The organism is Streptomyces sp. NPDC005492, assembly GCF_040605995.1.
Classification (GTDB): Bacteria; Actinomycetota; Actinomycetes; order Streptomycetales; family Streptomycetaceae; genus Streptomyces.
This window is the reverse complement of record NZ_JBEXDX010000009.1, coordinates 29621-47691: the sequence shown is the minus strand read 5'-3', so window position 1 is coordinate 47691 and position 18071 is coordinate 29621. Positions and strand designations below refer to the sequence as shown.

The following is an 18071-nucleotide window of genomic DNA, read 5'->3' as shown; positions in this document are numbered from 1 at the left end:
ATCCGTAACTCCTTGTACGTGAGCGGGTGTTCGGGCTTCAGGTATCCGGGTGCTCGGTCAGCCCTTGGTGAGGGTCGAGCGGGCGAAGAAGAGGAGGTTGGCCGGCTTCTCCGCGAGACGGCGCATGAAGTAGCCGTACCAGTCGGTGCCGTAGGCGGTGTAGACGCGCATGCGGTGGCCCTCGGCGGCGAGGCGCAGGTGCTCGTCGCCGCGGATGCCGTAGAGCATCTGGAACTCGTACTCGTCGGGCTTGCGGCCCGCGCGCCGGGCGAGTTCCTGGGCGATGGAGATCAGGCGCGGGTCGTGGGAGCCGATCATCGGGTAGCCCTCACCCTCCATCAGGATCCGCAGAATCCGGACGTACGCCTTGTCGATCTCGTGTTTCTGCTGGTACGCGACCTCGGCGGGCTCCTTGTAGGCGCCCTTCACCAGCCGGACGCGGCTGCCGGCCTCGGCGAGGCGGCGGGCGTCTGCCTCGGTGCGGAAGAGGTAGGCCTGGATGACACAGCCGGTCTGCGGGAAGTCCTTCCGCAGCTCCTCGTGGATCGCCAACATCGAGTCGAGGGTGGTGTGGTCCTCGGCGTCGAGTGTGACGGTCGTCCCGATGGCGGCGGCGGCCTCGACGACGGGCCGGACGTTGGCGAGGGCGAGTTCGTGACCACCGGCCAGCGCCTGGCCGAACATGGACAGCTTGATCGACATCTCGGCGCGCGTCCCCAGCTCCAGTTCCTTGAGCCGGTCGACGAGCTGGAGGTAGGCGTCGCGGGCGGCGGCGGCCTGTTCGGGGGTGGTGATGTCCTCGCCGACGACGTCCATCGTCAGTTCCAGGCCCTTGGCGGTGAGGTCCTGGACGATCGGCACGATCTCGTCGACGGTCTCGCCGGGGATGAAGCGGTCTACGACCTGCTTGGTCACCGGCGCCGCCGAGATCAGCCGACGCATCCGATCGCTGCGCGAGGCGGCGAGAATCACGGGACCCAGCACGGGGCACCTCCACAGAACCAAACAGACAGGACCACCGTGAAACCTAGGTACCCCTCCGATCGTCGACCATCGACACCTGTCACGCATCCGTGCCGCAGATCTCAGACAGATGTATGAAGACGCCGCGGGAATGCGGGAGAATGCCCGGGTGACATCCGATTCCAGAGGCGACTACCAGGAGCTCGTCGACGAGATCTCCGAGCTGCTCGGCGCCCCGGCGACGCTGGAGAGCCGTGACTTCGAGCTGATCGCCTTCGGGGCCTACGACGGTGAGGGCGACCTGGACGCGTCCGCGCTGGACCCGGTCCGCACCCGCTCGATCCTGACCCGGCGCTCGACGGCCGCCGTCCGGACCTGGTTCGAGGGGTTCGGCATCACGCGGGCGACCGGGCCGGTCCGGATCCCGCCCACCCCCGAGGCGGGCGTCTACCGGGGGCGGATCTGCCTGCCGGTCCGCCATCGGGGTGTCGTCCTCGGCTACGTCTGGCTCCTGGACGACGACCCGGGCCCCACCCCCGCGCAGTTGGACGCGGCCATGGCGGTGACGGCCCGCATCGGCGCGCTGCTCGCGGACGAGGCGCAGCACGGGGCGGATCTCAGCCGGGAGCTGCGGGCCGTGCTGACCGCCGAGCGCGGGTGGCAGGGGGACATGGCGGTGGCGGCCCTGCGGACGGCCCTCGGCACGCGCGGCGACGGGCCGTACGCGCTGGTGTGTGTCGCCCCGTGGCCCTCCGCCGATCCGGACGACGCCCCATCGGCCCGTACGGTGCCGCACGCGACCGCGCTCTGCACGGTCCCGTGGGGGACGGCGGAGCAGTGCCTGGCGGTACTGGTCCGGCTGCGCACGACGGACGTGGGGACTCCGGCGACTACGGCCGCCACCCGTCTCCTGGAGGAGCGCGCCCGGGCGGCCGGCATCGGCGCCCCGCGCACCGGCCTCACCGATCTGGCCACGGCCTGGCAGGAGGCCACGGCGGCGTGCCGCGCGGCCCTCGCGGAATCCCGCTTCGCGCCGGTGGCCGACTGGTCCCGCATCGGCCCGTACCGCCTGCTGACCTCCCTCTCCCCGGAGTCCACCCACGACCCGGCCGTGGCCCCCCTCCTCTCCCCCGCCCACCACGAACTCGCCCGCACCGCCGAGGCGTACCTCGACCGCGCGGGCCAAGCGGGGCGTACGGCGGCGGAGTTGGGCATCCACCGGCAGACGCTGTACTACCGGCTGTCCCGGGTGGAGCAGTTGACGGGGCTGGACCTGGACGACGGGGAGGACCGGTTGTTGCTGCACATGGTGTTGAAGGGGGCGCGGTTGTAGTCCGGGCGGCCGCCGGGGTGATCCACTGCCTGGCATGCCGCTGCTGATGCTCGATCTGGACAACACCCTCGTCGACCGTGACGCCGCGTTCCGGGAGGCGGCGTCGGAGTTCCTGGCAGCGCACGGCCTGCCGGAGGCGGACCTGGGTTGGCTGATGTCGGCCGACGCGAGCGGATACACACCGAGGCGGACCATCGCACGGGCGATGACCGACCGCTACGGCAGCACCGTCGCCCCCGCCATCCGGACCCTCCTCGACCATGGCGCCGCCGACCACGTCACCCTGCCCGACATCACCCGCGCGGCCCTCACCGAGGCCACCGCCGAGGGCTGGACCTCCGTGATCGTCACCAACGGCCGTGTCGCCCAACAGGAGTTGAAAATCCGGACCGTCGGCCTCGACTCCCTCGTCCACGGCTGGGTCATCTCCGAGGCGGCGGGCTACAAGAAGCCCGCACCGGAAATCTTCCACGCGGCGGCGACCGCGGTCGGGGCGTCTCTGCGGGGCGCGTGGATGATCGGGGACTCGGCACACGCCGATGTTCTCGGGGCGGCGGGGGTGGGGGCGTGCAGCGTGTGGGTGTCGGGCGGGCGGACGTGGACGGAGGGGGCGTATCGGCCTACGGGGGTCGCCTTGGACGCGGCAAGCGCTGTCCATCAGGTACTTGGCGGCTGAGGCAGGTCCGTCACGACCGCCGCGACCCAGCACGAGTTGGGAAGAATCGGCGGCTACCGAGGCGGGGCTGGCGCTTCGTCCCGGAGAGGCCGACCCGGCGGGCCCACACTCGTCGCCTCCGACGCGGCCACCGCCGTCCGTCAAGTGCCCGACGGCTTAAGCAAATCCGCCACCGCCGCTACCCCCTCCCCGATCCCACGCACCGTCACATTCCCGAAACCCAATACGAGTTGACCGGGATCGGCAGACCCCGACGCGCGGCACGTGCTCATGCCGTAGAGGCCGACCCCGCGAGCGCGCGCCTGTGTGACGACCGTCTCCTCGTCGAGGCCGGGCGCGAGGTGGGCCACCGCGTGGAAGCCTGCTGCCAGGCCCGAGAGGGTTGTGGTTGGGGCGTGTTCGGTCAGGGCGGTGATCAGGGCCGTGCGGCGGGACGCGTAGGTCGTGCGCATGCGGCGGAGGTGGCGGTCGTAGCGGCCGGACTCGATGAGGCGGGCCAGGGCCAGTTGGTCCAGGGTCGGGGAGCCACGGTCGCTCGCGTGCTTCGCCTCCGTGACGGGGGCCATGAGTGCCGGTGGGCAGAGCAGCCAGCCGATGCGGAGGGCGGGGGCCAGGGACTTGCTGACCGTGCCGATGGAGATCACGCGGTCGGCGGCGAGACCCTGGAGCGTGCCCACCGGCTCCCGGTCGTAGCGGAACTCCGCGTCGTAGTCGTCCTCGATGACATAGGCGTCCTCGCGCATCGCCCACTCGATCAGGGCCAAGCGGCGAGAGGGGGCCATCACCACTCCGGTCGGCCACTGGTGGGCCGGGGTGACGATCACCGCGTCCGCGCCGGTCGCCGCCAACCGCCGTACGTCCACGCCCTGTTCGTCGACCGGTACCGGTACCGCCGTCAGGCCGGCCGCGTCCGCCGCCGCCCGCGCGACGGCCGGGCCGCCCGGGTCCTCGTACGCCACCACCCGCGCCCCGGCACGGGACAGCGTGCCCAGCGCCAGCCCGAGACCCTGCGCGTAACCGGAGCAGATCACGGTCCGGGCGGGCTCCGCACAGGCGGCACGCACCCGGCGCAGATAACCCGCCACCACCTCACGGAGGGCCGAACTGCCGCGCGGATCACCGTAGTCGAGGTCCGCCGTCGGTATCGTCCGGGCCGCCTCGCGGGTCGCCCACAGCCAGTCGGTGAACGGGAAGGAGGCCAGGTCGGGCACGCCGTGCCGGAAGTCGGCGGTCAAGTGGGGGCGGGTGGGGGGTGGTTCGGCTTCCGGTGACTTCGGGATGTGGGCGCCGGTCGCGACCCGGGTGGCCGAGCCGACGCGGGTGACCAGATAGCCCTCGGACTGGAGTTGGGCGTAGCAGTCCTGGACCAGGCCGCGGGACAGGCCGAGTTCGCGGGCGAGTGCGCGGGAGGAGGGGAGGCGTTCGTCGGCGCGCAGCCGGCCCGTGCGGATCGCGTCCCGCAACTGCCCCTCCAACTGCGCGCACAGCCGCTCCTCGCTGTCCCGGTCGACGGACAGGAGCAGCTCGGGTGACAAACCGGCCCACTGCGGTGGCATGGAATTGGAGCTTACCGGCGGTCCGGTCGGAATCTAGTGTCGATGCCATGGCGACCCACACGGACTCCCCGAGCACCGAGCCGATGACCTCCAACTCCGGCCCCTCCGAAGCCACTTCAGGCCCTCGCCCTCCGCTCCTCTCCCGCCCCCTCCTCCTCCGCTTCGTGAGCATGGTCGGCGCGAGTCTGAGCTTCTTCCTTCTCCTCTCGGTCGTACCGGCGTACGCCGCCGAGCGGGGCGGCGGGGGCGCGGCGGGGCTCGCGACCGGTTCGCTGATGCTCGCGACGGTGCTGGGCGAGCTGGTCACGCCCCGGCTGGTGGCCCGCTTCGGGTACCGACTGACCCTGATGGCCGGGCTGTTCCTGCTCGGTGCACCGGCACTGGCGCTGACCGTCTCCGGGCAGGCCGCCTGGATCGCCGCGGTGTGCTTCGTGCGCGGGCTCGGTTTCGCGCTGTCGATCGTCGCGGGCGGCGCGCTGACCGCGTCGCTGATCCCGGACGAACGCCGGGGCGAGGGGCTGGCGTTGGTGGGTGTGGTGTCCGGCGTGCCGTCGTTGGTCGCGCTGCCGCTGGGGCTGTGGCTGGCCGGGCGCGTGGGGTACGGCCCGGTCGCGGTGGCCGGCGGCCTCGCGGCGCTGGCCGCGATCGTCTTCGTCCTCGGCCTACCGAATGGCGCGGACCGCGCGGACCGCTCCAAGCAGCCGCTGGGTGTCGTACGAGGTCTGCGAACTGGCGCCCTGCTGCGGCCTGTTGTGGTCTTCGCGGCCACCGCCACCGCCGCTGGGATCGTGGTCACCTTCCTGCCGCTGGCCGTCCCTTCGGCCTCCGCCGGAGTCGTCGCGGTGGCCCTGTTCGTACAGCCCGCCGCGTCGACCCTGACGCGCTGGCTGGCGGGCCGATACGGCGACCGGCACGGCAGCGACCGGCTCGTCCTGCCCGGCCTGCTCCTGTCGGCGCTCGGCGTCCTGGTCATCGCCCTCTCCGGCGACCCGGTCGCGGTGATCACCGGTACGGCCCTGTTCGGCGCGGGCTTCGGCATCACCCAGAACGCCACCCTGGCCCTGATGTACACCCGCGTCTCCGCCACCTCGTACGGCACGGTCAGCGCCCTCTGGAACCTGGCCTACGACGGCGGCATGGGCCTCGGCGCGGCCGGCTTCGGCCTCACGGCGGGCCTGACCGGCTACCCGTGGGCCTTCGCTCTGACCGCCCTGCTGATGCTGGGCGCGGTGGCCCCGGCCCTGCGGGACCGGCGGGTCACTGCGCCGTCCGCGCACTCTCCAGTACCTGACGGAGACCCTCGGTGAGCCGGTCCGCGTCGGGTGCGGTCTTCGGGTCGAAGGTCCACTGCATGATGAGACCCGACATCAGGATCATGTAGAACGAGCCGAGCGTGTCGGCGGTCTCGTCCGACACCTCCTCCTCCGGCACAGCCATCAGCAGCGAGACCAACCCTCGGCCGCCCTCGCGCTGCGCGAGCGACAACTGATCGCGAGCCTCCGGCAGTTGGTCTCCCATCGCCATGATCTCCCCGCTGAGCCGCCACATCGAGCCCGGCTCGCGGAGGGAGGCGACGACGTTCGACCACACCTCCCTGAACCGCTCCAGCGAGCCAGGCGCCCCGACGAGCCGGTCACCCCACTCGAAGGACATCTCGTCCACCAGGGAGACGTACGCCTGAGCCAGCAGCGCGTCCTTCGACCCGTAGTGATAGCCGATCGACGCGAGATTCGTCCCCGACTCCTTCACGATGTCGCGCGCCGTCGTACGCGCGAACCCCTTCTCCAGCAGGCAGCGCTTCGCGCCCTCCAGCAGATCCTCACGGTGTCCCATGCCCGCCACCCTACCGCCGATCCATACAGACGTCCCAGACACGTGACTTATACGTTCGTTCTAGACAAGCGTTTAAGACGTGCGTACATTCGCTCTCATGACGAACTCGACGAACCCCGCGAGCACCCCCAACTCCCGTGCCGGGCGACGGGAATGGACCGCGCTCGGCGTCCTGATGCTGCCGCTGCTGCTGGTCTCCATGGACGTCTCCGTCCTCTACTTCGCCATCCCGGCGATCAGCGCGGACCTGGAGCCCAGCGGCACCCAGCAGTTGTGGATCTTCGACATCTACGCCTTCGTCCTGGCCGGCCTGCTGATGACGATGGGCTCGATCGGTGACCGCATCGGCCGCCGCCGGCTCCTCCTGATCGGCGCCGCGGCCTTCGGCACCGCGTCCTTCATCGCCGCCTACGCGAACAGCGCCGAGACCCTGATCGCCGCTCGCGCGATCCTCGGCATCGGCGGCGCCACCCTGATGCCCTCGACCATGGCGCTGCTGCGCACGATGTTCACCGACCCAGGCCAGCGCGCGAAGGCGATCGGTCTGTGGTCCGGCGTGATGACCGCCGGTGTCGCGCTCGGCTCGGTGCTCAGCGGTGTGCTGGTCCAGTACTTCTGGTGGGGCTCGGTCTTCCTGATCAACCTGCCCGCGATGGCGCTGCTGCTGGTCCTCGGCCCGTTCCTGCTCCCCGAGTCCAAGAACCCCGCCCCCGGCCGCTTCGACTGGCAGAGCGTCCCGCTGTCCCTGGCCGCCGTACTGCCCGTGATCTACGGCCTCAAGGAGATCCCGTCCGAGGGCTGGCACGCCCAGTACGTCGTCTCGATCACCGTCGGCCTGCTCTTCGCGGCCCTCTTCGTCCACCGCCAGCGCACCGCGGCCTCCCCGATGATCGACCCCGCGCTGTTCCGCGGCCGGGGCTTCGCCCCCTCCGTCGTCCTCAACCTGGTCTCCGCCTTCGGGATGATGGGCTCGGCCTTCTTCACCACGCAGTACCTGCAGTCGGTGCTCGGCAAGAGCTCGATGGAGGCGGCCCTGTGGGCGCTGCTGCCCTCGGTGCCGATCGGCATGGCGGCCCCGCTGGCAACCACCCTCGTACAGAAGGGAGTCGACCGCGCCTACGTCGTCGCGTCCGGCTTCGCGATCGCCGCGACCGGCTACGGCATGCTCGCCCTCACCGGCACCGACTCCCTCTGGCTGGCCCTGGCCGCCGCCGGTGTCCTCGCCTCCGGGATCGTCATGGTGATGTCCCAGATCATGGACCTCGCGATGGGCAGCGCACCGGTGGAGAAGGCGGGCGTCGCCTCCTCGCTGATGGAGACCGGCGCGGAGTTCGGCGGCGCGCTCGGCATGGCGGTCCTCGGCTCCATCGGTACGGCCGTCTACCGCCACGGCATCCCGGCCTCGGCCCCCGCCCCGGCCCATGAGACCCTCGGCGGCGCCCTCGCCGTCGCCCGCCGACTGCCGGGGCACACGGGAGACGCCCTGACCGCGACCGCCCGGCAGGCCTTCACCGACGGCATGCACGGCGCGGCGATCGCGGGCGCGGTGCTGCTGCTGGGCGCGGCCTTCGCGGCGGCGCGGACCCTGCGGGGGCTACGGGTGCCGGCACCCGAGCCGGTGGCGGCACACCCGCAGGAAGCGCAGGCGTGACGTCCCAACACACAGGAACGCCGGGCGGGTTGAGGATCACCTCCTCAACCCGCCCGGCGTTCACATATGGCTCAGGCCAGGTTCACCGAACGAGCCGACGTGGCCCCGATCTCCTCGGCCACCTCGGACAGCACACCCGCGGCAACCGTGTCGTCGACGGTCAGGACAGCCAGCGCCTCGCCACCCGCGACCGAGCGGGACACCTGCATACCGGCGATGTTGATACCCGCCTCGCCGAAGACACGGCCGACCGTGCCGACCACACCGGGACGGTCCTCGTACCGCAGCACCACCATGTGGTCGGCGAGCGCGAGGTCGACGTCGTAGTCGCCGACCGCGACGATCTTCTGGAGGTTCTTGGGACCGGCCAGCGTGCCGGAGACCGCGACCTCCTCGCCGGTGCCGAGCGTGCCGCGCACGGTGACCACGTTGCGGTGGTCGGCGGACTCGGAGCTGGTCGTCAGCCGGACCTCGACACCGCGCTCCTGCGCGAACAGGGGGGCGTTGACGTACGACACGGTCTCGTCGACGACGTCCTCGAACACGCCCTTGAGCGCGGAGAGTTCGAGCACCTTGACGTCGTGCTGGGTGATCTCGCCGTAGACCTCGACGTCGAGGCGGACCGCGACCTCGCCCGCGAGGGCGGTGAAGATGCGGCCGAGCTTCTCGGCGAGCGGCAGGCCCGGCTTGACGTCCTCGGCGATGACACCGCCCTGTACGTTCACCGCGTCCGGGACCAGTTCACCGGCGAGCGCGAGGCGCACCGAGCGGGCGACCGAGACACCGGCCTTCTCCTGCGCCTCGTCGGTGGAGGCGCCGAGGTGCGGGGTGGAGACGACCTGGTCGAACTCGAAGAGCGGGGAGTCCGTGCAGGGCTCCTTCGCGTACACGTCGAGTCCGGCGCCGGCGACGCGGCCCTCCTTGAGCGCGGAGTACAGCGCCTCCTCGTCGACGATCCCGCCGCGCGCGGCGTTGACGATGCGGACGGTCGGCTTGACCTTGCGCAGCGCCTCGTCGCCGATCAGACCGACCGTCTCGGGGGTCTTGGGCAGGTGCACGGTGATGAAGTCGGAGACTTCGAGCAGCTCGTCCAGGGAGAGGACCTTGACGCCCATCTGCGCGGCTCGGGCAGGCTGGACGTAGGGGTCGTAGGCGACGACCTTCATGCCGAACGCGGACATGCGCTGGGCGACCAGCGCGCCGATGCGGCCGAGGCCGACGACGCCGAGGGTCTTCTCGGCCAGTTCGACGCCGGTGTACTTGCTGCGCTTCCACTCGCCGTTCTTCAGCGCGGCGTTGGCCTGCGGGATGTGGCGTGCGGTCGCCAGCAGCAGACCGCAGGCCAGCTCGGCGGCGGTGACGATGTTCGAGGTGGGAGCGTTGACGACCATCACGCCGGCCTTGGTGGCGGCGGAGACGTCCACGTTGTCCAGGCCGACGCCGGCTCGTGCGACGACCTTCAGCTTCCGTGCGGCGGCGACCGCCTCGGCGTCGACCTTGGTGGCCGAGCGGATCAGGATCGCGTCCACGTCGGCGATCGCGGGGAGCAGTTCGGCTCGGTCGGCGCCGTTGCAGTGCCGGATCTCGAAGTCCGGGCCGAGGGCGTCCACGGTCGCGGGCGACAGCTCTTCAGCGATGAGTACGACAGGTTTCGAGCTCACGTGAGTCCTCACAAGTCCATTGCGTGCGGACGGCCGTCCCGACGGCCGCAGGCGGTGGAGGGTACTGGCCGCGTTGGAGACGCACGACGCTGTGGGCCTGACGCGTATGTAGTACGGCAGTGTAGTGGCGCGCCGACAGTCGTCTTACGCCTCTGCGGAAGGATCACCCATCCGTGGCTGGACGGGTTGGACAAAGGGGCCGGAGCGCGCGCTCCGGCCCCTCGGCCTCAGGCCTTACGCCTCTTCGTCCACCCAGCTCATCAGCTTGCGGAGCTGCTTGCCGGTGGTCTCCAGCAGGGACTCGGCGTCCTTCTGCTTGTACTCGTTGTACTTCTTCAGGCCGCCGTGGTACTCGGCCATCCACTCACGGGCGAAGGTGCCGTCCTGGATCTCGGCGAGGACCTGCTTCATCGTGGCCTTGGTGTCGTCCGTGATGATCCGCGGGCCGGTGACGTAGTCGCCCCACTCGGCGGTCTCGGAGACCGACCAGCGCATCTTCTCCAGGCCGCCCTCGTACATGAGGTCGACGATCAGCTTCAGCTCGTGCAGGCACTCGAAGTACGCGATCTCGGGCTGGTAACCGGCCTCGGTCAGCGTCTCGAAACCGGCCTTGACCAGCGCGGCCGTACCACCGCACAGCACGGCCTGCTCACCGAACAGGTCGGTCTCGGTCTCCTCGGTGAAGGTCGTCTTGATGACGCCGGCGCGGGTGCCGCCGATGCCCTTGGCGTACGACAGCGCGAGCGCGAAGCCGTTGCCGGTCGCGTCCTGCTCGACGGCCGCGATACACGGAACGCCGCGGCCCTCCTCGTACTGGCGGCGCACCAGGTGGCCCGGGCCCTTGGGGGCGACCATGCAGACGTCGATGCCGGCCGGCGGCTTGATGAAGTCGAAGCGGATGTTCAGGCCGTGGCCGAAGAACAGCGCGTCGCCGTCGTTGAGGTTGTCCTTGATGGACTCCTCGTAGACCTGGGCCTGGATCGGGTCCGGCACCAGGATCATGATGACGTCGGCCTCGGCGGCGGCCTCGGACGGCGTCACCACGCGCAGGCCCTGCTCCTCGGCCTTCGCCTTGGACTTGGAGCCCTCGTGCAGACCGACACGGACGTCGACACCCGAGTCACGGAGCGACAGCGCGTGGGCGTGGCCCTGGCTGCCGTAGCCGATGACCGCGACCTTGCGGCCCTGGATGATGGACAGGTCGGCGTCGGCGTCGTAGAACAGCTCGGCCACTTTGGGTTCTCTCCTTGGTGTGCAGGTGTTGCGTCCCACCGTATGACGGCGGCGGGAGGGGAAGTTTCCGGGTCTCGGAATGCGGGCGGCCGACGGCTGCCGGCCGCCCGCATTCCGGTCGTAGACGAATCTTCTACGAGGCTTACGCGGACCGGTCAAGCGCGCGCAGCGAGCGGTCGGTGATGGAGCGGGCGCCGCGGCCGATCGCGATCGTGCCGGACTGGACCAGCTCCTTGATGCCGTACGGCTCCAGCATCTTGAGCATGGCGGACAGCTTGTCGCTGGAGCCGGTGGCCTCGACGGTGACGGCCTCCGGGGAGACGTCGACGGTCTTGGCGCGGAAGAGCTGGACGATCTCGACGATCTGGGAGCGTGTCTCGTTGTCGGCGCGCACCTTCACCAGAACGAGTTCGCGCTGAACGGCGGAACCCGCCTCCAGTTCGACGATCTTGAGCACGTTGACGAGCTTGTTGAGCTGCTTGGTGACCTGTTCGAGGGGGAGTGCCTCGATCACGTTCACCACGATCGTGATGCGGGAGATGTCGGGGTGCTCGGTGACGCCGACGGCGAGGGAGTCGATGTTGAAGCCGCGCCGGGAGAACAGGGCGGTGATCCGGGCGAGGACACCGGGCTTGTTCTCGACCAGGACCGAGAGCGTGTGCTTGGACATTTCTCTTTCGTCTCTCTCGCTCAGTCGTCTTCGTTGTCGCCGAAGTCGGGGCGGACGTCCCGGGCGAACATGACCTCGTCGTTCGAGGTGCCGGCGGCGACCATCGGCCACACCATGGCGTCCTCGTGGACGATGAAGTCGATCACGACGGGGCGGTCGTTGATCGAGTTGGCCTCTTCGATGACCTTGTCGAGGTCGTCGGGGGACTCGCAGCGGATCGCGTAACAGCCCATCGCCTCCGACAGCTTGACGAAGTCGGGGATGCGCGTGCCGGCGCTCGGCTGCTTGCCGTCCGCCTCCGGGCCGCTGTGCAGCACGGTGTTGGAGTAGCGCTGGTTGTAGAACAGGGTCTGCCACTGGCGGACCATGCCGAGGGCGCCGTTGTTGATGATGGCGACCTTGATCGGGATGTTGTTCAGGGCGCAGGTGGTGAGTTCCTGATTGGTCATCTGGAAGCAGCCGTCGCCGTCGATCGCCCAGACCGTGCGGTCCGGGGCGCCGGCCTTGGCGCCCATCGCGGCCGGGACCGCGTAGCCCATCGTCCCGGCGCCGCCGGAGTTGAGCCAGGTGGCCGGCTTCTCGTACTGGATGTAGTGCGCGGCCCACATCTGGTGCTGGCCGACGCCCGCCGCGAAGATCGTTCCCTCCGGGGCGAGTTGGCCGACGCGCTCGATGACCTGCTGCGGGGAGAGCGAGCCGTTGTCGGGCTGCTCGTAGCCGAGCGGGTAGGTCTCGCGCCAGCGGTTGAGGTCCTTCCACCAGGCGCGGTAGTCGCCGGTGTGGCCCTCGCTGTGCTCCTTCTGCACCGCCTGCACCAGGTCGGCGATGACCTCGCGGGCGTCCCCGACGATCGGCACGTCGGCGGCGCGGTTCTTGCCGATCTCCGCGGGGTCGATGTCGGCGTGGACGATCTTGGCGTACGGCGCGAAGCTGTCCAGCTTCCCGGTGACGCGGTCGTCGAAGCGGGCGCCGAGGGCGACGATCAGGTCGGCCTTCTGCAGCGCGGTGACGGCGGTGACCGCACCGTGCATGCCCGGCATCCCCACGTGCAGCTCGTGACTGTCGGGGAATGCGCCGAGCGCCATCAGGGTGGTGGTGACGGGCGCTCCGGTGAGTTCTGCGAGGACCTTCAGCTCGGCGGTGGCCTGTGCCTTGATGACACCGCCGCCGACGTAGAGGACGGGCCGCTTCGCGGCGGTGATCAGCTTGGCGGCCTCGCGGATCTGCTTGGCGTGCGGCTTGGTCACCGGGCGGTAGCCGGGCAGGTCCATGACCGGCGGCCAGGAGAAGGTGGTCTTCGCCTGGAGGGCGTCCTTCGCGATGTCCACGAGGACCGGGCCGGGGCGGCCGGTGGAGGCGATGTGGAACGCCTGCGCGATGGTCCGCGGGATGTCCTCGGCGTTGGTGACCAGGAAGTTGTGCTTGGTGACCGGCATCGTGATGCCGACGATGTCCGCCTCCTGGAAGGCGTCCGTGCCGATCGCCTTGGAGGCCACCTGCCCGGTGATCGCCACGAGCGGCACCGAGTCCATGTGGGCGTCCGCGATCGGGGTCACCAGGTTGGTGGCGCCGGGGCCGGAGGTCGCCATGCAGACGCCGACCCGGCCGGTGGCCTGCGCGTATCCGGTGGCCGCGTGGCCGGCGCCCTGCTCGTGCCGGACCAGGACGTGGCGGACCCGCGTGGAGTCCATCAGGGGGTCGTACGCGGGAAGGATCGCACCGCCGGGGATGCCGAATACGGTGTCGGCCCCGACCTCCTCGAGCGAGCGGATGAGGGACTGCGCACCCGTGACGTGCTCGGGGGCGGACTGCTGTCCTCCGGATCGGGGCCGCGGTTGCGGATGGGCCCCGGTGGCCTGCTCGGTCATCGTCAGTCTCTTCTCGATGCTGAGGGTTTTTGCGAGGTTTGTGCGGGGTTTAGCTGCTGCACGACTGGTGCCTGTGCAACAAAAAACCCCTCGTGCCGTGAGGCAAGCGAGGGGAGCGCGCCGGGTGCGGTCGCTGGGAGTTCCGGGTCCGTCCGGACGTCACCAGCTTCAGCCGACGCGCTTTCCAAGTACGAGAATTCGGGTGCGCATGGCATTGACCCTCCCCCCGGCACGCACCGACTGTCAAGTGGGTGGGACGGGAGTCTCATTATGTGAGCGGAGGGCCGTTCCCCCACCGAGAACCGCGGGCACACCACTGGTGTACACCCCGGAGCCACTACCCGCGAACGCGGGCTCGGCCGGCCCGTGCGGCACCGGATAGTGGCCGCGCGAGAGGGCCCGGCGCAGCCGGTACTCGTCCAGCGGTCCGGAGAAGGCCATGCCCTGCCCGTGCGTGCAGCCCATCGCGCGCAGGGCGACCACCTGTTCCGGCAGGTCCACCCCGTCGGCCACGGACTGCAGCCCCAGGTCTCCGGCGATCCGCAGCAGCCCACTGGTGATCTTGTGCAGTCGCGCGGACTCGACGACGCCCTCGACCAGACCGCGGTCCAGTTTCAGTACGTCCACGGGCAGCCGCCGCAGCGCCGTGATGGCCGCGTAACCGCTCCCGAATCCGTCGAGAGCGATCCGGACCCCGAGTCGCCGCAGCGCGGTCAGGCGCCGCTCCAACTCGTCCAGGGAGACCCGTGGGTCGGTGTCCGACAGCTCGATCACCAGCGAACCGGAGGGCAGCCCGTGCCGGGTCAGTAGGGCCTCGATCGAGCCGAGCGGCATCGAGCGGTCCAGCAGTCGCCGGGCGCTCATCCGGACGCCCACGGGCACGGCGAGCCCGGTGGCGGTCCGCTCGGCGGCCTGCTCCACGGCCTCCTCGAGCATCCAGCGCCCCAGCTCGGCGGTCTTGTCGCTGTCCTCGGCCACCCGCAGGAACTCGGCCGGCGTGAACAGCACCCCTTGTGAGGACCGCCAGCGCGCCTGCGTGGACACCGACGCGATCCGGCCGTCCGTCAGCGACACCACGGGCTGGTGCAGCAGCGCGAACTCGCCGTCGTGCAGCGCGGCCCGCAGCCGGGTGGCCAGCTCCGCCTTCCGTACGACGTCCTGCTGCATCTGGGGCGCGTACAGCTCGACCCGGCCCTTGCCTGCGCCCTTGGCGCGGTACATGGCGAGGTCGGCGTTGCGCAGCAACTCCCCCGCGCCGAGGCCCGGTTCGGCGAAGGCGACGCCGATGGAGGCGGCGACGCGGACATCGTTGCCGTCGATGAGGTACGGCTGGGACAGGGTGAGGCGCAGGCGGTCGGCGAGTTCCATGATGTGCCGCTCGCGGGCGGAGCGGTCCCGGGTGCCGTCGCCGACGATCAGGGCCGCGAACTCGTCGCCGCCGAGCCGGGACGCGGTGTCGCCGTGCCGGACCGAGTCCTGGAGCCTGCGGGCCGCCTGGACGAGGAGTTCGTCCCCGGCCTGGTGGCCGATCGTGTCGTTGACCGCCTTGAAGCCGTCGAGGTCGATGAAGAGCACGGCGGTGCCGCGGTCGGTGGAGCGGCGGCCGGACAGGGCCTGCTGGACGCGCTTGGTGAACAGCGCGCGGTTGGGCAGGTCGGTGAGCGGGTCGTGCTCGGCGTTGTGCTGCAACTGCGCCTGGAGGCGCACTCTTTCGGTCACGTCCCGGCTGTTGAAGATCAGGCCGCCGTGGTGGCGGTTGACCGTGGACTCGACGTTCAGCCAGCCGCCGTCGCCGGACCGGAAGCGGCACTCGATACGGGTGGTGGACTCCTCGAAGGGGCCGGCGGTGAGGAAGCGGCGCACCTCGTGCACCACGCAGCCCAGGTCCTCGGGGTGGATGAGCGAGGCCAGTTCGGTCCCGACCAGTTCCTCGGCGGCCTTGCCGTAGACACCGGCGGCGGCCGGGGAGACGTAGCGGAGGATGCCGTTCGGGGCGGCGATCATGATGACGTCGCTGGAGCCCTGCACCAGGGAGCGGAAGTGGTTCTCCTTCTGGGCCAGTTCCTGGGTGAGGGTGATGTTGTCGAGCAGCATGATGCCCTGGCGCACCACGAGCGCGAGCACCACGCAGCCCGCGGTGATGAGGACCACGCGGTCGGGGCTGCGGCCGTTGAGGACGTTGTAGAGGATCCCCAACGTGCAGACGGCCGCGGCGAGATACGGGGTGAGCGCGGCCAGCGAGCCCGCGATGGGCCGGGTGGCCGGATACCGATCGTGCTCGGCGCCCGGCGCGGGTGCCTGGCGTCGGGTACCGGCCGGCTGTCCGGGCCGGTGCTCGTGCACCACGCGCGTGTGCCCGTCGTCCTCGGGTCGGCTGTGCCGGGGCGCGGCCCAGGGGGCGTACGCGAGGAGCAGCGAACCGGCGAACCAGCCCGCGTCGAGCAACTGGCCCGAGTGGTAGTTGTTGTGCAGCAGCGGTGAGGTGAACAGGGCGTCGCACATCACGGTCAGGGCCAGCGCGCCGATCGCGGTGTTCACGGCGGTGCGGTTGACCGAGGAGCGCCGGAAGTGCAGCGCGAGCACCATGCTGACCAGGGCGATGTCGAGCAGCGGGTACGCCAGCGACAGCGCGGTGTGGGCCACGCTCGGCCCGTCGAACTTGGCGGCCTGGGCCAGCGCGAGGCTCCAGGACAGCGTGAGCAGCGAGCCGCCGATCAGCCAGGCGTCGAGCGCCAGACAGACCCAACCCGCTTTGGTGACCGGTCGTTTGGCGAGGACCAGGAGCCCGACGATGGCGGGCGGCGCGAAGCACAGGAAGAACAGATCGGCGTAACTGGGGCTGGGCACGGGGCGCTGCAGCACGACCTCGTACCACCCCCATACTCCATTGCCCAGCGCCGCCATCGCCGAGGAGAGCGAGAACAGCATCCAGGCGGGTCGAAAGCGGATACGGCGGCTGCGCGCGTAGAGGAGGCACGAGACGGCGGCCGTACCCGCCGCGGCGCTCAGCCCGAAGTCGCCCATGATCAGCGCGAGTTGGGACGACCCCCAGTCGACCGCGGCACCGATGGCGTATCCCGCGCAGACCAGGGCCAGGACGAGTTGCTGGACCAGGCTGCGTCCGCCGCCGGGACCCGGCGGTCGGGGCAGCCGCGCCTCGGGAGAAGTCCGGTCCCGGAGCGCCCCGTTGAGGGTGGTCGTCGGAGACGGTGGCGCGCTCACCGGGCCCTCCCGGTCCGCGTCGCTCCCGGGTCCCGCGGGCCCCGGTGCGCTGGATGGGTGTGCCTCCGGCGGCCGCCCGGCCTTCGGTGATGATGCCCGTGGTCGCCGGGATGTCCGCCGTGGCCGCTGTGACTGCCGTGATTGCCGTGGTGGCCGCGTCTGCGCGCGGCGGTGCGCCAGGGTCGCCGTCGGCGGTCCCGCCGCGTCGGATCGCTCGTCCATAGGCCGTGCATCGCCCGTCGCCCCCCTCACAGTCTGAAATGTCCATCCCCGGCGCCGAACGGTGCGCGGCGCAGCCCCTGCCGGGACGATACACCAGTCTCGTCACTCAGGGACATAGTTCCTCTACGCTCCGTGACGACCAGCGGAGATGCGTGCACGCCCCGCTTCCGGAAGATTGCGGAGGGTACCGGAAGCGGATTGCACGCTTGTTGCGACTACCCCGTGGGTCCTGTCGTAAGGATCACGTTGCGCAGCGGTTCCTGGTTCACGAACCGCCCCAACTGGTCGACAACCAGACGCTTCGCCCTCGGCAGGAACGCCGAGGTGGGCCCGCCGGCATGGGGACTGATCAGCACGCCGGGCGCCTGCCACAACGGGTGCCCCTGGGGCAGCGGTTCGGGGTCGGTGACGTCCAGCGCCGCGGTGATACGGCCGCTCTCCAGTTCCGCGAGCAGCGCCTTGGTGTCCACGACGGGGCCGCGGGCCACGTTGACCAGCAGCGCGCCGTCCTTCATCCGGGCCAGGAACTCGGCGTCGACCAGGTGCCGGGTGGTCTCGGTGAGGGGCGTGGAGAGGATGACGACGTCCGCCTCCGGGAGCAGTGCGGGCAGTTCGGAGAGCGGATGCACCGGTCCGCGCTCGGTGGTGCGCCCGGAGCGCGCCACGCGCGCCACCCGCGCGAGCTCGAAGGGAGTGAGCCGGTCCTCGATGGCGGAGCCGATGGAGCCGTAGCCGACGATGAGGACGGACCTGTCGGCGAGGGCGGGACGGAACCCCCCGAGCCACTCCCCCTTGTCCTGCGCCCGCACGAAGTCGGGGATGCCGCGCAGCGAGGCGAGGATCAGCGTCAGGGTGAGTTCGCCGGTGCTCGCCTCGTGCACTCCCCGCGCATTGCACAGCCGCACACCGGGGCGCAGGTACGTGAGCCCCGGCTGCACATGGTCGATGCCGGCCGAGAGGGTCTGCACGACCTCCACGGAAGCCATCTCCGGCAGCGGCCGCACACCGATCTCGGTGCCCTTCATGTAGGGCACGACGTAGAACACGCAGTCGGCCGGGTCCGCCGGGAACTCCTCACCCCCGTCCCAGAACAGATAGTTCGGCCCCTCCGGAAGCCCCTCGATCTCCTCCGGAGGAATGGGCAGCCACACGTCAGCAGTCATGGTCAGGAGGCTATGTCAGG

13 protein-coding genes are annotated in these 18071 nt (G+C 70.6%); 4 read left to right on the top strand and 9 right to left on the bottom strand.

Going from position 1 to position 18071, the window contains the following annotated elements:
• Positions 1–57 precede the first annotated feature (57 nt).
• The gene (locus ABZT04_RS14930; protein ID WP_356056611.1) at positions 58–984 is read right to left on the bottom strand and encodes a proline dehydrogenase family protein; all 927 of its coding nucleotides are present in this window, start codon (positions 982–984) and stop codon (positions 58–60) included.
• Positions 985–1114: 130 nt separating this feature from the next.
• Between ABZT04_RS14930 and ABZT04_RS14925 the strand changes: the two genes are divergently transcribed.
• Both ABZT04_RS14925 and ABZT04_RS14920 read left to right on the top strand, forming a co-directional pair.
• Positions 1115–2296, top strand: a complete 1182-nt coding sequence (locus tag ABZT04_RS14925) for a helix-turn-helix domain-containing protein (protein WP_356056609.1) — start codon at positions 1115–1117, stop codon at positions 2294–2296.
• A gap of 34 nt (positions 2297–2330) precedes the next feature.
• Positions 2331–2972, top strand: a complete 642-nt coding sequence (locus tag ABZT04_RS14920; protein WP_356056607.1) for an HAD-IA family hydrolase — start codon at positions 2331–2333, stop codon at positions 2970–2972.
• A gap of 140 nt (positions 2973–3112) precedes the next feature.
• Here the strand turns inward: ABZT04_RS14920 and ABZT04_RS14915 are convergent, their stop codons facing one another.
• On the bottom strand, positions 3113–4528 hold the full coding sequence (locus ABZT04_RS14915; RefSeq protein ID WP_356056605.1) for a PLP-dependent aminotransferase family protein: 1416 nt from the start codon (positions 4526–4528) through the stop codon (positions 3113–3115).
• Between the two features lie 47 nt (positions 4529–4575).
• Between ABZT04_RS14915 and ABZT04_RS14910 the strand changes: the two genes are divergently transcribed.
• Positions 4576–5835, top strand: coding sequence for an MFS transporter (locus tag ABZT04_RS14910; protein WP_356056604.1), 1260 nt, complete (start codon positions 4576–4578; stop codon positions 5833–5835).
• On the opposite strand, the gene ABZT04_RS14905 is transcribed toward ABZT04_RS14910, so the two are convergent.
• Positions 5786–6361: a TetR/AcrR family transcriptional regulator gene (locus ABZT04_RS14905; protein WP_356056603.1), complete on the bottom strand. Its 576-nt coding sequence runs from the start codon at positions 6359–6361 to the stop codon at positions 5786–5788. The genes ABZT04_RS14910 and ABZT04_RS14905 overlap by 50 nt on opposite strands.
• A gap of 97 nt (positions 6362–6458) precedes the next feature.
• Between ABZT04_RS14905 and ABZT04_RS14900 the strand changes: the two genes are divergently transcribed.
• A complete protein-coding gene (locus ABZT04_RS14900; RefSeq protein WP_356056602.1) occupies positions 6459–8012 on the top strand; it encodes an MFS transporter in 1554 nt (517 codons plus the stop codon).
• 71 nt (positions 8013–8083) lie between these two features.
• Here the strand turns inward: ABZT04_RS14900 and serA are convergent, their stop codons facing one another.
• The 6 genes from serA to ABZT04_RS14870 form a co-directional block, all read right to left on the bottom strand.
• On the bottom strand, positions 8084–9673 hold the full coding sequence (gene serA, locus ABZT04_RS14895; protein WP_356056601.1) for a phosphoglycerate dehydrogenase: 1590 nt from the start codon (positions 9671–9673) through the stop codon (positions 8084–8086).
• Positions 9674–9907: 234 nt separating this feature from the next.
• Positions 9908–10906, bottom strand: a complete 999-nt coding sequence (ilvC, locus tag ABZT04_RS14890) for a ketol-acid reductoisomerase (RefSeq protein WP_356056600.1) — start codon at positions 10904–10906, stop codon at positions 9908–9910.
• A gap of 142 nt (positions 10907–11048) precedes the next feature.
• A complete protein-coding gene (gene ilvN / locus ABZT04_RS14885; RefSeq protein WP_019058577.1) occupies positions 11049–11576 on the bottom strand; it encodes an acetolactate synthase small subunit in 528 nt (175 codons plus the stop codon).
• A 20-nt stretch (positions 11577–11596) separates the two neighbouring features.
• Positions 11597–13444, bottom strand: a complete 1848-nt coding sequence (locus ABZT04_RS14880) for an acetolactate synthase large subunit (RefSeq protein ID WP_356056598.1) — start codon at positions 13442–13444, stop codon at positions 11597–11599.
• A gap of 243 nt (positions 13445–13687) precedes the next feature.
• Positions 13688–16666 (bottom strand): EAL domain-containing protein, encoded by a 2979-nt coding sequence (locus tag ABZT04_RS14875; protein WP_356056597.1) that lies wholly within the window; start codon positions 16664–16666, stop codon positions 13688–13690.
• A 437-nt stretch (positions 16667–17103) separates the two neighbouring features.
• Positions 17104–18051 (bottom strand): 2-hydroxyacid dehydrogenase, encoded by a 948-nt coding sequence (locus tag ABZT04_RS14870; protein WP_356056596.1) that lies wholly within the window; start codon positions 18049–18051, stop codon positions 17104–17106.
• Positions 18052–18071 lie beyond the last annotated feature (20 nt).

What these genes read in the sequence shown, in the direction of transcription:
- ABZT04_RS14880 (WP_356056598.1), bottom strand. Translation starts at nt 13,444, where the DNA reads ATGACCGAGCAGGCCACCGGGGCCCATCCGCAACCGCGGCCCCGATCC.
- ABZT04_RS14920 (WP_356056607.1), top strand. Translation starts at nt 2,331, where the DNA reads ATGCCGCTGCTGATGCTCGATCTGGACAACACCCTCGTCGACCGTGAC.
- ABZT04_RS14925 (WP_356056609.1), top strand. Translation starts at nt 1,115, where the DNA reads ATGCGGGAGAATGCCCGGGTGACATCCGATTCCAGAGGCGACTACCAG.
- ABZT04_RS14900 (WP_356056602.1), top strand. Translation starts at nt 6,459, where the DNA reads ATGACGAACTCGACGAACCCCGCGAGCACCCCCAACTCCCGTGCCGGG.
- ilvN (WP_019058577.1), bottom strand. Translation starts at nt 11,576, where the DNA reads ATGTCCAAGCACACGCTCTCGGTCCTGGTCGAGAACAAGCCCGGTGTC.
- ABZT04_RS14870 (WP_356056596.1), bottom strand. Translation starts at nt 18,051, where the DNA reads ATGACTGCTGACGTGTGGCTGCCCATTCCTCCGGAGGAGATCGAGGGG.
- ABZT04_RS14915 (WP_356056605.1), bottom strand. Translation starts at nt 4,528, where the DNA reads ATGCCACCGCAGTGGGCCGGTTTGTCACCCGAGCTGCTCCTGTCCGTC.
- ABZT04_RS14905 (WP_356056603.1), bottom strand. Translation starts at nt 6,361, where the DNA reads ATGGGACACCGTGAGGATCTGCTGGAGGGCGCGAAGCGCTGCCTGCTG.
- ABZT04_RS14910 (WP_356056604.1), top strand. Translation starts at nt 4,576, where the DNA reads ATGGCGACCCACACGGACTCCCCGAGCACCGAGCCGATGACCTCCAAC.